The organism is Mycobacterium sp. IDR2000157661, from assembly GCF_022317005.1.
GTDB lineage: Bacteria > Actinomycetota > Actinomycetes > Mycobacteriales > Mycobacteriaceae > Mycobacterium.
Map to the genome: position 1 here is coordinate 2,412,930 of NZ_CP081006.1, position 13,885 is coordinate 2,426,814.

At 68.8% G+C, this 13,885-nt stretch carries 15 protein-coding genes; 8 read left to right on the top strand and 7 right to left on the bottom strand.

Going from position 1 to position 13,885, the window contains the following annotated elements; translation table 11 throughout:
- The first annotated feature begins 119 nt into the window (after positions 1–119).
- Positions 120–929, top strand: a complete 810-nt coding sequence (locus tag K3G64_RS12890; RefSeq protein ID WP_238950631.1) for a DUF3027 domain-containing protein — start codon at positions 120–122, stop codon at positions 927–929.
- Here the strand turns inward: K3G64_RS12890 and K3G64_RS12895 are convergent.
- Together K3G64_RS12895 and K3G64_RS12900 are read right to left on the bottom strand one after the other, a co-directional pair.
- Complete coding sequence (locus K3G64_RS12895) at positions 926–1,378, bottom strand: SRPBCC family protein (protein ID WP_238950273.1); 453 nt, start codon at positions 1,376–1,378, stop codon at positions 926–928. The two genes, K3G64_RS12890 and K3G64_RS12895, sit on opposite strands and share 4 nt — an antisense overlap.
- 20 nt (positions 1,379–1,398) lie before the next feature.
- The gene (locus tag K3G64_RS12900; RefSeq protein WP_238950275.1) at positions 1,399–1,638 is read right to left on the bottom strand and encodes a DUF2530 domain-containing protein; all 240 of its coding nucleotides are present in this window, start codon (positions 1,636–1,638) and stop codon (positions 1,399–1,401) included.
- A 60-nt stretch (positions 1,639–1,698) separates the two neighbouring features.
- Here K3G64_RS12900 and K3G64_RS12905 point away from each other — a divergent pair, with 60 nt between their 5' ends.
- Genes K3G64_RS12905 through K3G64_RS12915 form a run of 3 tightly spaced genes read left to right on the top strand, consistent with a single transcriptional unit; the run spans position 1,699 to position 3,236 of the window.
- Positions 1,699–2,130, top strand: coding sequence for a MarR family winged helix-turn-helix transcriptional regulator (locus K3G64_RS12905; protein WP_238950277.1), 432 nt, complete (start codon positions 1,699–1,701; stop codon positions 2,128–2,130).
- Positions 2,127–2,954 carry a TrmH family RNA methyltransferase gene (locus tag K3G64_RS12910; RefSeq protein ID WP_238950278.1) on the top strand — a complete coding sequence of 276 codons (828 nt, stop codon included), beginning with the start codon at positions 2,127–2,129 and terminating at the stop codon, positions 2,952–2,954. The genes K3G64_RS12905 and K3G64_RS12910 overlap by 4 nt, the downstream gene beginning before the upstream one ends.
- A 9-nt stretch (positions 2,955–2,963) precedes the next feature.
- Positions 2,964–3,236 carry a DUF2537 domain-containing protein gene (locus K3G64_RS12915; protein ID WP_238950279.1) on the top strand — a complete coding sequence of 91 codons (273 nt, stop codon included), beginning with the start codon at positions 2,964–2,966 and terminating at the stop codon, positions 3,234–3,236.
- 4 nt (positions 3,237–3,240) lie between these two features.
- Here the strand turns inward: K3G64_RS12915 and sepH are convergent, their stop codons facing one another.
- Entirely contained in the window at positions 3,241–4,044 is an 804-nt protein-coding gene (gene sepH / locus K3G64_RS12920; protein ID WP_238950632.1) for a septation protein SepH, read from the bottom strand.
- An 86-nt stretch (positions 4,045–4,130) separates the two neighbouring features.
- The gene (gene serC / locus K3G64_RS12925; protein ID WP_238950280.1) at positions 4,131–5,243 is read right to left on the bottom strand and encodes a phosphoserine transaminase; all 1,113 of its coding nucleotides are present in this window, start codon (positions 5,241–5,243) and stop codon (positions 4,131–4,133) included.
- 152 nt (positions 5,244–5,395) lie between these two features.
- Between serC and K3G64_RS12930 the strand changes: the two genes are divergently transcribed.
- The 4 genes from K3G64_RS12930 (at position 5,396) to K3G64_RS12945 (ending at position 11,548) form a co-directional block, all read left to right on the top strand.
- Positions 5,396–5,881: a CAP domain-containing protein gene (locus K3G64_RS12930; protein WP_238950281.1), complete on the top strand. Its 486-nt coding sequence runs from the start codon at positions 5,396–5,398 to the stop codon at positions 5,879–5,881.
- Between the two features lie 149 nt (positions 5,882–6,030).
- The gene (locus K3G64_RS12935; RefSeq protein ID WP_238950282.1) at positions 6,031–7,044 is read left to right on the top strand and encodes an AurF N-oxygenase family protein; all 1,014 of its coding nucleotides are present in this window, start codon (positions 6,031–6,033) and stop codon (positions 7,042–7,044) included.
- Positions 7,045–7,057: 13 nt separating this feature from the next.
- Positions 7,058–8,746 carry an FAD-dependent oxidoreductase gene (locus tag K3G64_RS12940; RefSeq protein ID WP_238950283.1) on the top strand — a complete coding sequence of 563 codons (1,689 nt, stop codon included), beginning with the start codon at positions 7,058–7,060 and terminating at the stop codon, positions 8,744–8,746.
- 54 nt (positions 8,747–8,800) lie between these two features.
- Positions 8,801–11,548 (top strand): family 1 glycosylhydrolase, encoded by a 2,748-nt coding sequence (locus tag K3G64_RS12945; RefSeq protein ID WP_238950284.1) that lies wholly within the window; start codon positions 8,801–8,803, stop codon positions 11,546–11,548.
- A gap of 21 nt (positions 11,549–11,569) precedes the next feature.
- Here K3G64_RS12945 and K3G64_RS12950 read toward each other — a convergent pair whose 3' ends face one another.
- The 3 genes from K3G64_RS12950 to K3G64_RS12960 all read right to left on the bottom strand — a co-directional run bounded on the left by K3G64_RS12950 (position 11,570) and on the right by K3G64_RS12960 (position 13,873).
- Complete coding sequence (locus K3G64_RS12950) at positions 11,570–12,025, bottom strand: VOC family protein (RefSeq protein ID WP_238950285.1); 456 nt, start codon at positions 12,023–12,025, stop codon at positions 11,570–11,572.
- 115 nt (positions 12,026–12,140) lie between these two features.
- Complete coding sequence (locus tag K3G64_RS12955) at positions 12,141–12,749, bottom strand: maleylpyruvate isomerase N-terminal domain-containing protein (protein ID WP_238950286.1); 609 nt, start codon at positions 12,747–12,749, stop codon at positions 12,141–12,143.
- Positions 12,746–13,873 carry a citrate synthase 2 gene (locus K3G64_RS12960; RefSeq protein WP_238950288.1) on the bottom strand — a complete coding sequence of 376 codons (1,128 nt, stop codon included), beginning with the start codon at positions 13,871–13,873 and terminating at the stop codon, positions 12,746–12,748. The genes K3G64_RS12955 and K3G64_RS12960 overlap by 4 nt, the downstream gene beginning before the upstream one ends.
- Between the last annotated feature and the right edge of the window lie 12 nt (positions 13,874–13,885).

The window sequence follows — 13,885 nt, forward strand, 5'->3', positions numbered from 1 at the left end:
GGTCGCGATTGTCACGCCGCGGTCCGGTCACGTGGTCGATTCTCCACCATCGCAGGGGTGCGGGCGTGTAGCCAACCGGTGTGGCTACCGGGTAGGCCGGTCAGGCAGTATTGATGGCGATGGACAGCGTGACCGAATCCGCCGAGCACGGAGCCGACTCGCCCGAGCGCCCCGACCTGGAGGCGGTGCTTCTGGGTGCCGCCGACGACGCGCGCGCGGCGATCGTCGAGTACAGCGGCGTCGACACGGTGGGCGAGTACCTCGGTGCCAGCTTCGACGACCCGACCGCGGCCACCCACCGTTTCCTCGCCGACATGCCCGGCTACCGCGGCTGGCAGTGGGCCGTCGTGGTCGCGGCCTGGCCCGGCGCCGACCATGCCACCATCAGCGAGGTCGTGCTGGTCCCCGGTCCCACCGCGTTGCTGGCGCCCAAGTGGGTGCCGTGGAACGAGCGGGTCCGTCCCGGTGACCTGAGCCCCGGCGATCTGCTCGCCCCGCCCACCGAAGACCCGCGCCTGGTGCCCGGCTACATGGCCACCGGCGATCCTGCCGTCGACGACGTGGCCGCTGAGGTCGGGTTCGGCCGCAGGCAGGTGCTCGGGCCTCACGGGCGCGCGGACGCGGCACAGCGCTGGCATGACGGAGACTTCGGGCCGGGCTCGGCGATGGCGCGCTCGACCCGCCGGGTGTGCCGCGACTGCGGTTTCTATCTGCCGCTGTCCGGATCGCTTGGCACGATGTTCGGCGTGTGCGCCAACGAGTTCTCCGCCGACGGCCATGTCGTCGACGCCGAATACGGTTGTGGCGCACATTCGGACACTCCGCAGCCGGCAGGCAGCGGCTCTCCGCTGTACGACCCGTACGACGATGGCGTGCTGGATCTCACCGAGTCTGCCCAGCCCGCCGAGTCCTCCGAGCCTGCGGACTAGCGCTCGGCGGCGGCCTTGATCCGCGCCAGCGATGCGTTCATGCCGTCGACCAGTTCCTGTTCGAAGCTGGGCACCCCGCCCAGCACGGCGTTGACCGTCATGGTGGAGAAGGGCTTGACCCCGTTTTCGGCGTGACGCGTCTCGATCAGCCGGGTGCCGGATTCGGTGGGCTCCAGTTCGTAGCTCCACACCGTCCCGTTCTCGTTGACCCGGAACGCGAGCTTCTTGTCGGGTATGAACTCGGTGATCTGACTCGTGGTGGGCCAGAACAAGAATTTCCGCCGGTTCAGGTTGATGGTCTTGGTGCCCGCTCGCACCGGGCCGAACGCCTTCATCAGCCGGCATTGCGGACTCCATTGCGGCATGAGTTTGAGATCCGAAACCAATTGCCACACTTTGCCCACCGGGGCGTCGATATCGATCTGCGCCTGCAATAGCGGTGCTGCCATGTTTTCTCCTGTCGTCGTGGTCAGTCGAGCCCGCTCTGCGCCCCGCGCGATCCTCGCCGCGCGGCGCGCAGCTGTACCAGCCAGATCAGCGTGCCGAGCGCGCCGACACCCAGGCCGGCCACGGTGTACGGTCGCCACTCGTGCAGCGAGGCGACCGTGAATGCCAGAATCGTCGCGACCACCCACGCCAGGGTGATCGCCACGATGACCGGCCACGGTTTGAGCAGGATGGCGGGCAGCGTCGGCGGTTGCGGGGTCATCGCTATGAAACGTAGCCCATTGCCGTCCGCAGCCGTTCGGTGCTCGTTACTATTTGCTGTGTGAGGGACGGAGATGGGCGGTTGGCGAACGATCTGTCGCTGGCGGTAATTCGTCTTGCGCGTCAATTACGCTTTCGTCGACCGGATTCCCCGGTTTCGCTGTCACAACTGTCAGCGCTCTCGGCGCTAGCCAAAGAAGGTGCGATGACCCTCGGTGCGTTAGCTGTGCGCGAGCGGGTGCGCCCGCCGTCGATGACGCGGATCATCGCTTCGCTGTGTGAGCTCGGTCTGGTGGTGCGCGCTGCCCATCCTGGCGATGGGCGACAGGTGCTGGTCTCGGTCGTCCCGGCGGGTCTGGACCTCATCGAGGCCGAGCGGCGCGCCAGCCAGGAGTGGCTGATGAAGCGACTGGCCCGCCTCGACGCCGACCAGCGCGAGACGCTGCTGACGGCCGCGGACCTGATGACGGTCATGGTCGACGAAAGCGCGTGAGCCCCGTCCGGAGCGAAGTCCTCGACGTCGACGACCCGTCCGACCCCCGCCTGGACGATTTCCGCGACCTCAACAGCGTCGACCGCCGACCGGACCTGCCCACGGGCAAGGGCCTGGTGATCGCCGAGGGCGTGCTCGTGGTGCAGCGGATGCTGGCCTCGCGCTTCACCCCGCGGGCGTTTCTGGGCACCGACCGGCGCCTCACCGAACTGGCCGCCGACCTCGAGGGCGTGGCCGCGCCGTACTACCGCGTGTCGGCGGAGGTGATGGCCGATGTCGTGGGCTTCCATCTCAACCGTGGCGTGCTCGGTTCGGCGTCGCGCGCGGTCGAGCTGTCGGTACCGCAGGTGCTCGATGGGGCCCGCACCGTCGCGGTGCTCGAGGGCGTCAACGACCACGAGAACCTCGGCTCGATCTTCCGCAACGCCGCGGGCCTCGGCGTCGACGCGGTGGTGTTCGGCACCGGATGCGCCGACCCGCTGTACCGGCGTGCTGTACGGGTGTCGATGGGACACGCGCTGCTGGTGCCCTACGCACGGGCGCAGGCATGGCCCGCTGATCTCAACACACTGCGCGACAACGGATTCCGTTTACTCGCCATGACGCCTGGCCCGATAGCGCGGACCTTGGCCGACGCGATGTCGACTGTGGCGGGAGACAAGGTGGCAGTCCTGGTCGGCGCGGAAGGCCCGGGGCTGACCGCGAGCGCGATGCGGGCCGCCGACATGCGGGTGCGCATCCCGATGTCGCGCGGCACGGACTCACTCAACGTCGCCACTGCTGCGGCGCTGGCGTTCTACGAGCGGGTGAGATCGGCACGCTAGATTGGCCGGGTGACCGACGACTCGACGCCGTGGGCGATGGGGTTGACGGTGGCGGCATTCGTCGCTGCGGTCGTCGGCGCCGCCGTGGTGGTACTGAGCCTGGGCTTGATCCGGGTGCACCCACTGCTGGCGATCGGGCTCAACCTGGTGGCGGTCGGCGGGTTGGCGCCGACGGTGTGGGGATGGCGCAGGCTGCCGGTGTGGCGGTGGTTCGTCCTGGGCACCGGTGTCGGCGTGGCCGTCGCCTGGCTGACGCTGCTCGCCGTCGGAATCGGCGGCTGACGCCCTAGCGGTGTCCGCCAGAGCGCACGCCCAGCAGCACGTCCTCCCATGCCGGCACGGCGGGCTTGGCCTTGCCCTTGCGGGCCCGCGGCTGCTTGTGAGCGGGTGCCGGCTCGGGCTCGCGTTCCGGTGCGTGAATCGGCGGATCGATCGGCAGCGTCGGCTCCTCCGCTTCGGGTGGGGGTGCAGGCGGCGGGGCGGCGACCAGGCGGGGCGCACGCACGAAACCGGGGTCGATCAGCTCGCAGGCCCCGTCGTCGAACGCCGTCACGGTGCCGCCGTGCGAACCGGGCGTGTAGCGGAAGTGCGCCTGCAGGTCCGACCGGCCCGCCGTCCACCCCAACTGCACGGTCCAGCGGCCGTCCTCGTTGCGCCACGCGTCCCAGTTGGTCGCGTCCGGGTCGAGCCCGCGGGCGATGAGCGCCGTCGTCACCGTCTCCAGCAGCGTCAAGACGGCGGGTCCGTCGGCGAGCACGGGATGCGCCGCGGTTGCCAGCTCGGCGACGCGAGACCGCTCGAGTAGCACCGGATGGGCGAACCTCTCGACCCGCGACACGTCTTCACCGGCCGCCTCGGCGACCTGCTCGACGGATGCGCCCGAACGGATCCTGGCCTGAATCTCTCTGGGTGACAACACGTTAGGAACCTCGGCCTCACTTCGCGTCGGGCTCGAGCTCACCTTCTCGCCACGCGCGGCAGCTCGCAACCGGTCGTCGGGACGCAGCAGGAACTTCTCCCCGGAGCCGTCGGCCTCGCAGATGATTCGTTTGCCATCGACATCGAGTCCGACGACTTTGAGTTCCCGCATGTCGACCTCCTCCGGGCTGGTGCCCAGCCCGATCATTCGGACACTACTGCGCTATGTGCCCGTAACCTGGTAGGACACGCCAGGCCTCAGAGGTGTTCGACAACCCAGTCGACGCACGCGGTGAGCGCGCTGACGTCGTCCGGGTCGATGGCGGGGAACATGCCGATACGTAGCTGGTTGCGGCCGAGCTTGCGGTACGGCTCGGTGTCGACGATCCCGTTGGCACGCAGCGTCTTGGCCACCGCGGCGGCGTCCACGTCGTCGGAGAAGTCGACGGTGCCCACGACCTGCGAGCGCAGTTGCGGATCGGTGACGAACGGCGTTGCGAACTCCGATGCGTCGGCCCAGCCGTAGAGCCGTTGCGACGAGTCCGCGGTGCGCTTGACGGCCCAGTCCAAGCCGCCGTTGCCCAGCATCCAGTCCAACTGCTCGGCGAGCAGCACCAGCGTGCCGATGGCCGGCGTGTTGTAGGTCTGGTTCTTGCGGCTGTTGTCGATCGCGATCGGCAGCGACAGGAACTCGGGCACCCAGCGGCCCGAGCCGGCGATCGCCTCGACGCGGGAAAGGGCGGCCGGCGACATGATCGCCAACCAGATGCCGCCGTCGCTGGCGAAATTCTTCTGCGGCGCGAAGTAGTAGACGTCGGCTTCGCGGATGTCGACCGGCAGGCCGCCCGCGGCCGATGTCGCATCGATGGCCACAAGGGCGTCCCCGGCTTCGTCGGGCCGTTGCACGGGCACGGCCACCCCGGTCGACGTCTCGTTGTGGGCCCAGCCGATCAGATCGACCGACGGATCGGACTGAGGTTGCGGTGCGCTGCCCGCGTCGGCCTTGATGACGACCGGATCGCCCACGAACGGATTCTTGGCCACCGCGGAGGCGAACTTCGCGCTGAACTCGCCGAAGCTCAGGTGCAGCGACCGCTCGTCGATCAGCCCGAATGCTGCAGCGTCCCAGAACGCGGTGGTACCGCCGTTGCCGAGGATCACCTCGTAGTCATCGGGCAGCGTGAAGAGCTCGCGAAGGCCGTCGCGCACCCGTCCGACCAGGTTCTTCACCGGTGCCTGGCGGTGCGAGGTGCCGAACAGATCGGTCGCGCCGGCCAGCGCGGTCAGCTGTTCCTGGCGGACCTTGGACGGCCCGCAGCCGAAGCGTCCGTCGCGGGGTTTGAGGTCGGCGGGGATCGTCAGGTCGGCCATGCGGCAAGAGTAGTGACCGGTCGTGCGCCCCATTCGTGCGGGAGGGTCGGCACAAACTCTGCCCGAAAGTGGGTAAACGGCCCTTATAGAGACCCCGTTGTGGCCACACTGTGATCTGTCGGGGACTGCAGCTCGAGCCCATTGGAAGGCACGTGGACGGTCGCGGGAGAAATGGGATCCTGATACGCGTCTGCGCAGCGGCGGCGGTAGCGGCGGCGCTGCTCGCGGCCCCGGCCCACGCCGACAGCGCTGACGACGGCGCACTTCTGAACCAGATCAATGCCACGCGCACGGCCAACGGCTGCCTGCCCGTCGCAGCGAATCCGCAGCTGAGGGCGGCTGCCGCGCGCCAGGCCAACGACATGCTGGCGAACGGTGTGGTCAGCCATGTCGGCTCCGACGGCTCCTCCGTCGGTCAGCGCATCACCGATGCCGGTTATGCGAGGTACGCCGACATCGGCGAGATCATCTTCTGGAGTGCCGGTGTGGGTGCGGTCCCGGCCGCGGCGGTCAACTGGTGGATGAACAGTCCGGGCCACCGCGCGATCATCACCGACTGCGACATGACCGAAGCGGGGGTCGCGGTGATTCGCAGCGGCGCCAGGGCCGCGGCGGTGGGCGAGTTCGGGCGGAAGTAGCCGCACGCGCGGTGTGATCGCCATCACACCAACGTGCATCAGTGCCGGTGTGACACATCCAGGTATCGGGTATTCACGGTATGCGATACCTGCGGTACCGTCTTCGGCAACAACGACGGACTTGTAAACCTCACAGGGGAGGCTTTCGAATGGCCCGTACGCGCATGGTCAAGCGGTGGCGTCGCAACATGGACGTCAGCGACGACGCCAACTACGTCGACACACTCGCCACACTGTCCGAAGGGTCGGTGCGGCGAAACTTCAATCCGTACACCGACATCGACTGGGATTCCCCCGAGTTCGCGGTGACTGGGGGCGACCGGCGGTGGGTGCTGCCGTCGACCGATCCACTGGGGCGTCATCCCTGGTATCAGGCGCAGCCGCTGGCCAAGCAGATCGAGATCGGCATGTGGCGCCAGGCGAACGTCGCCAAGGTCGGCCTGCAGTTCGAGATCATCTTGATCCGCGGCCTGACGAACTATGCGTTCTGGGTGCCGAACGGCTCACCGGAGTACCGGTACTGCCTGCACGAGTCGGTCGAGGAGTGCAACCACACCCTGATGTTCCAGGAGATGGTCAACCGCATCGGCGCCGATGTGCCGGGCATGCCGCGGTCACTGCGCTGGGTGGCCCCCTTCATACCGCTGGTCGCCGGACCGCTGCCGATCCCGTTCTTCTTCGGTGTGCTCGCCGGAGAGGAACCGATCGACCACACGCAGAAGAACATCCTGCGCGAAGGCAAGGCGTTGCACCCGATCATGGAGCGGGTCATGGCGATCCACGTCGCCGAGGAGGCCCGGCACATCTCGTTCGCCCACGAGTATCTGCACAAGCGCGTGCCGCACCTGTCCCGGTGGCAGCGGTTCTGGCTGTCGCTGTACGTGCCGTTGGTGATGCGGCGGCTGTGCAAGGCGATCGTCGTACCGCCCAAGGCGTTCTGGCAGGAGTTCGACATTCCCAAGTCGGTCAAGAAAGAGCTGTTCTTCGGCTCGCCGGAATCGCGGCAGTGGCTGCGCGACATGTTCGGCGACGTGCGCATGCTCTGCCATGACACCGGGCTGATGAACCGCGCGGCGAGGTTGATGTGGCGTCTGTGCCGAATCGACGGCGAGCCCAGCCGCTACCGCGGCGAGCCCGCGCGACAGCACGTCGTCGCAGCGTAGGAGACGCGGCGCTGTGCCCCATGTGATCACCCAATCGTGTTGCAGCGACGGGTCCTGTGTCTACGCCTGTCCGGTCAACTGCATCCACCCGTCACCGGACGAACCGGGCTTCGCCACCGCCGAAATGCTCTACATCGACCCCGCGGCCTGTGTGGACTGCGGCGCCTGCGTTTCGGCGTGCCCGGTCGGGGCGATCGCGCCCGACAGCCGGCTCCGGCCCGAGCAGCTGCCGTTCGTCGAGTTGAACGCCGGCTTCTATCCGAAGCCCGACGGCAAGCTGCCGCCGACCTCCAGGCTGGCGCCGGTCATCGAGGCGCCACGCGTCGAACCACGCCCCGGCGGCCCGCTGACGGTGGCGATCGTCGGCTCGGGTCCGGCCGCGATGTACGCCGCCGACGAATTGCTCACCCAGCACGGCGTGCGGGTCAACGTCTTCGACCGCCTGCCCACGCCGTACGGGCTGGTGCGGGCCGGTGTCGCGCCCGACCATCAGAGCACCAAGCGGGTGACGGCCCTGTTCGACAGGATCGCAGGAAAGCGGGGGTTCCGGTTCTTTCTCAACGTCGACATCGGGTCCGATGTGACGCACGCCGAACTGCTGAACCACCACCACGCCGTGCTCTACGCGGTCGGAGCGCCCAACGACAAGCGCCTCGACATCGACGGCATGGGCACGCCTGGCACCGGCACCGCCACCGAGACGGTGGCCTGGATCAACGGGCACCCGGACTTCGCCGATGCGGCGGTCGATCTCTCCCATGAGCGGGTCGTCATCGTAGGCAACGGCAACGTGGCTCTCGACGTCGCGCGCATCCTGACCACCGACCCGCAGCTGTTGGCCCGGACCGACATCTCGAGCCACGCGCTGGCGGCGCTGCGCCGATCCCGGGTGACGGAGGTGGTGATCGCGGCTCGCCGCGGGCCCGCGCACTCGGCGTTCACGCTGCCGGAGTTGATCGGACTGACGTCGGCCTGTGAGGTGGTGCTCGACGCGGCCGACCGTGACCTGGTGTTCCGCGATCTGGCCACGGTCGAGGACCCGTTGACGCGCAACAAGCTCGAGATCCTCAGCAGGCTCGGTGACGCGTCATCACAGGCCTCCCGCCCCCGGATCCGGCTGTCCTATCAGCTGACGCCCAAGCGGATCGTCGGCGCCGACCACGCCGAAGGAATCGAGTTCACCGTGTCGGGCACCGATGAGGTCCGCCGCTTGGACGCGGGTTTGGTGCTGACGTCGATCGGCTACCGCGGCAAGCCGATTCGCGGCCTTCCGTTCGATGACGCGGCCGCGGTCGTGCCCAATGACGGTGGCCGGGTGATCGATCCGCAGACCGGCGAGCCGGTGCGCGGCAGTTATGTCGCCGGCTGGATCAAGCGCGGTCCGACCGGGTTCATCGGCACCAACAAGTCGTGCGCGGCGCAGACGGTCCACAACCTGGTCGCCGACTACAACGACGGACTGCTGGCCGATCCCGCGGAGGATCAGGCCAAGCCGGCAGCGCTGGACAAGCTGGTGCGCAGCCGTCGGCCGGATGCGGTGGACGCGGCGGGCTGGAAGGCGATCGACGCCGCCGAGATGGCGCGGGGCGGTGAGGACCGGCCGCGGGACAAGTTCACCGCCGTGGCCGACATGCTGGCTGCCGCCGCCCAGGCGCCCGCGCCACCGCTGCGGCGACGACTGCTGGCGGGGCTGCGCCGCTAGCGTTGTCGGTGAATCGGCCACGGGGCGGGCCACCGAGGTAGTAAACCCGAACCCGTGAATGCCGCAGCTTGTGTGGGGCGCGTCGGGGCGTTGGCCGTCGCTCTGGGGATCGGGGCCGCGGTCGCCACCGGTTACGGGTGTGCTCCGGCGTGGGCGGAGACCCCATCTTCCTCGGATTCGTCGGAGTCGTCGGGGTCGGAATCATCGGGGTCGGAATCGTCGGGCCCGGCGTCACGGACGGAATCGCCTTCCGAGACGGTCACCGAAGCCGGCGGGGCCCAAGAGGATGCTGCACCTGACGGCGACGCCGACCCTGAAGAAGACGACGGCGCCTCCGAAGGCGACGCCGATCCGGACGATGCCGTCGAACCCGAAGACGACGCCGACACCGAGGAGGACGACTCCGGCGACGGTGCCGACCCGGCCGACGACCGGAACGGCGACGAGGGCGCCGGCGGCGACGGGCCGGAGTTCGGGGTCGAGCACGAGACCGACAGCGGCGACCACGACCAACCGCTCGCCGACTCCGCAGCCTCGGCGTATGTGCCATTGTCGCTCACGGGCTTTCGCGCGGCCGCCGTCGAGCAGGACATCTCAGCACCGCTGCCACCGGAGCGGACGGAGGTCGATCTGCGGGTCGAGCAGACGTTTACGACCTTCGTCGCCGATGACCCCGAAGTCGTGCCGACGGCGCTGACCCCTCCCGCCGTCCCGTCGCTGCGGCTGTGGCCCACCGCCTACGATCCGGTCACCGCGATCACCTACGTCGTCGACATCGTGTCGAGCCTCGTCAACGCCGTGCTGAGTCCGTTCGCCGCGGGCCTGCCCGCCCCGCCGAGTGGTCCGCCGACGCTGTGGACGCTGCTGGCGTGGGTGCGTCGCGAGTTCTTCAACTCCTCGCCGACGATCGCCTACAACCCGGTGCACAACAGCCAGGGCGTCGACGAGAACGGTGACGTCGTCATCACCGGCGATATCGACGCCGCCGACGTCGACGGTGACCCGTTGCGATACACCGTGATCGGCCGACCGCTCAACGGCGGAGTGGTCGAGATCGCTGACGACGGCACCTTCACCTACCGCCCGATGAACGCGATGGCAGCCGTCGGCGGGTTCGACCAGTTCACCGTCGTGGTCGACGACGAGGCGGCGGGCTTCCACCTCAACGGGCCGCTGGGACTGTTGCAGTTCGTGCCCATCGTCGGCAACCTGATCAATCCCGGCGGCGGCCACCGGGTGGCCCGCACCATTCGGGTCGACGTGACGGCCGTCGACGGCGTCGACCTGTCGTTGCCCGACGACTTCCATTGGGGTGTAGCGCATTCCGGCTTCCAGGCTGAAGGCGGGCCCGGCTCGCCCGTCGACCCCAACTCGGACTGGTACAAGTGGGTGCACGACCCGATCAACCAGCTTCTCGGCTTGACCAAGGGCGTGCCCGAGAATGGCCCGGGCGCCTACGTCCGCTACGCCGAAGACGCCGAACTGGCCCGCGACGAGCTCAAGATGAACACTTTCCGCATCGGCATCGAATGGAGCCGGATCTTCCCGAATTCGACCGCGGCGGTGAACATCTCCGACGAGGGTGGTGTCGTCAGCGATGCGGACCTGGAGGCGCTCGACAAGCTGGCGAACAAGGCCGAGGTCGACCACTACCGCGACGTGCTGACCGCGTTGCGCGCCAACGACCTCGAGCCGATGGTGACGGTCACCCACTTCACCCTGCCTGCCTGGGTGCACGACCCGACGACGACGCGGATCCTGGCCCAGCTGGGGCTGCCTGCACCGGCCGCGGGCTGGCTGTCACCGACGACGGCGACGGAGTTCGAGAAGTACGCGGCCTATCTGGCGTGGAAGTACGGCGACCAGGTCGACAACTGGGCCACGCTCAACGAGCCGTTCCCGCCGGTGCTCACCCAGTTCTTCGCCCTGCCCGGGCTGGTCCCCGCCTGGCCGCCCGGGCTGATCCGCCCCGACCTGGCCTCGACGTTCCTGGTCAACCAGGCCAAGGCGCACGTGGCCGCCTACGACGCGATCCACGCCTGGGACAACACGTCGGCGACCTCGGGTCAGCCGGAGGCCTTCGTCGGCTTCACCAACAACATGGTGCCGGCTCGCCCGGCCAACCCGGTGAACCCGCTCGACGTGCAGGCCGCCAACGCGTGGAACCAGGCCTTCAACCGCTGGTTCCCCAACGCCGTCATCGACGGCTGGGTCGACGCCAACCTCGACGGCGTCAAGACCGCCAACGAGATCCACCCCGACTTCGTGGGCAAGGTCGACTTCCTCGGCGTGCAGTACTACGGCTCGCAACCCATGCAGGGCTTCGGGCTGGCTCCCGTCCCGGGCTTCCCGTTCCTGCGCGGGCTGCCGGTCCGCTGCGCGGCGAGCGAACCGACGTGCAGCGACTTCAACCAGCCGACCGACCCCGGCGGCTTCCGCGAGGTGCTCGAAGTCGCCGCAGAATACGGAAAACCGTTGTGGGTGACCGAGAACGGGATCGCCGACGACGAGGACACCAAGCGGCCGTCCTACATCGCCAACCACATCGCCGTCGTGCAGGACCTGGTCGCGCACGGCGCCGACATCCGCGGTTACACCTACTGGTCGTTCGTCGACAACCTCGAGTGGTCCGAGGGCTACCACTTGCAGTTCGGGCTCTACGGCTCCGACCCGGCGACCCCCGCGCTCGAGCGCACGCCCAAGCCGGCGAGCATCGACACCATCAGCTCGATCGCCGGGTCGAACTCGCTACCGCTGTGGATCCTGCAGGCCCACGTTCCCGGTGCGCACGCCCAGGCCTGAACGCGCGTCGGTGCCGCCGGGTTACTGCATCTGCTGCACCGCCTGCTCGATCTCCTGGTCGCTGACCTCGCGAACGGGCTGACCCATCGACCACAGATGGCCGAACGGATCCCGCAGCTCGCCGTAGCGGTCACCCCAGAACATGTCGTCGAGCGGCATCACGACCGTCGCGCCCGCGTCGATCGCCCGCTGGAACTTCTCGTCGACATCGGCGACCGTCAGGTGCACCGTGACCGGTGAGCCGCCGAGCGCCTCCGGTGTGGCGGACTTGCCGTCGTTCATCTCCGGGAAGTCGTCGTTGAGCATCACCATGGCCCCGTTGATCCGCAGCGCGGCGTGAAAGAGCCGCTTGCCGTCGGGCGCGGGTACCCGGCCCAGTTCCTCGGCGCCGAAGGCCTTGACGTAGAAATCGATCGCGGCCGCGGCGTCGCTGACCGTCAGCATCGGTGACACCGCTGGCTGTACCTCAATGGGCATTCGAAAAGCTCCTCTCCGGGTGAAGCAATGGGTGTTGCAGTTGGGTATCCGTACCGACCAGGCGAACCCGCCGAACTCATCGGCACCCGCCATGCAACACCACGGCACCGACAGATCAGACGACGGAGAACGCCCGCGGCAGCGGTTGGCGGCCCGTCAACGCGAGCAGCACCGCCTCACCCCGGCCCGCGATCGCGGCGATCCGGGCGGCCAGCAGCAGCGCCTCCTCCAGCGCCTCGGGAGGAGGCGAGAACGAAAGCCCCGCGGCCCTGGCGATGTCAAGACCGTGCACGGTCAACTCGAACGTGCGCGTCGGCAGGTAGGTGCGCAGCCGGATACCCAGGCCGCCGATCACCTCGATCAGCGGATCGTCGGCCGACTCCAGATCAGCGAGAACACGCGACACCAGCGCATCGACCGCTCCCGCGGGGTCAGCCCCCAGGTCCCGGCCGGCCTGGCGACCGCGCTCGGCCACATCGGCGGCGGACATACCCAGCGCGGCCGGGTTCACCCGGGCGTAGTACTCCTGCGGCGTGGTTATGTCGGCACGCTGCGCGGTGCCGTTCAGGTAGGTGCTCACCGTGGTCAGCGAGCGTGAGGTGTGCCCGACCAGCGAGCGTAGATCCCACTCGCCCAGCCCGGGCCCGTCCCACGCGTCGGACGGAATTGCGCGGACCAGCTCGGCGAAGCTGTGCGCCGCCGCGGCGAACGTCGTCGCGCTCACGGCCTGACGACGCGGTCCCACCCGTCGACGGACTCCGGGCTGCGAGGACTCGGCCCGACGTAGATCGCCGACGGTCGCACCAGCTTGCCGAGCCGCTTCTGCTCGAGGATGTGCGCACACCAGCCGGCGGTGCGTCCGCAGGTGAACATCGCAGGCATCATCGTGGTGGGCACCTGCGCGAAGTCCAGGATCACCGCGGCCCAGAATTCGACATTGGTCTCGATGGCCCGGTCCGGTCGGCGCTCCCGCAGTTCGGTGAGGGCGGCCTGTTCGAGCGCGGCGGCCACCTCGTAGCGGGGCGCCTCGAGCCGCTTGGCGGTCGCGCGCAGCACGCGAGCCCGCGGGTCCTCGGCCCGGTACACCCGGTGCCCGAAGCCCATCAGCTTCTCATTGCGATCGAGGATGCCCTTGACCACCGCACGCGCGTCACCGCTCTGTTCGGCCTCCTCGATCATCGGGATCACCCGCGCCGGGGCGCCGCCGTGCAGGGGTCCGCTCATCGCACCGATCGCGCCCGAGAGTGCGGCCGCCACGTCGGCGCCGGTGGACGCGATCACCCGGGCGGTGAATGTGGACGCGTTCATGCCGTGTTCGGCGGCGCTGACCCAGTAGGCGTCGATCGCCTCGATGTGTCGCGGATCCGGCTCGCCCTGCCAGCGGGTCATGAATCGGGCTGTCACCGTTGAACACTCGTCGATGGTGCGCTGGGGAACGGCCGGCTGGTGGATGCCGCGGGCAGACTGTGCGACGTAGGACAGCGCCATCACCGACGCGCGGGCGAGCTGGTCGCGTGCGGTGGCGTCGTCGATGTCGAGCAGCGGCCTGTACCCCCAGATCGGGGCCAGCATGGCCAGCCCCGCCTGCACGTCGACGCGCACGTCGCCGCTGTGAATCGGCAGCGGGAACGGCTCGGCCGGCCGCAGCCCGTTGCCGAACCCCCCGTCGACCAGCAGCGACCACACGTCACCGAAGGTGACCCGCTGGTTGACCAGATCCTCGATGTCGACGCCGCGGTACCGCAGCGCGCCGCCGTCCTTGTCGGGTTCGGCGATCTCGGTGGTGAAGGCGACGACGCCTTCGAGTCCGGGTACGAAATCCTCGGGCACCTGGGACGCGCTAGTCATGGGCCAGATTGT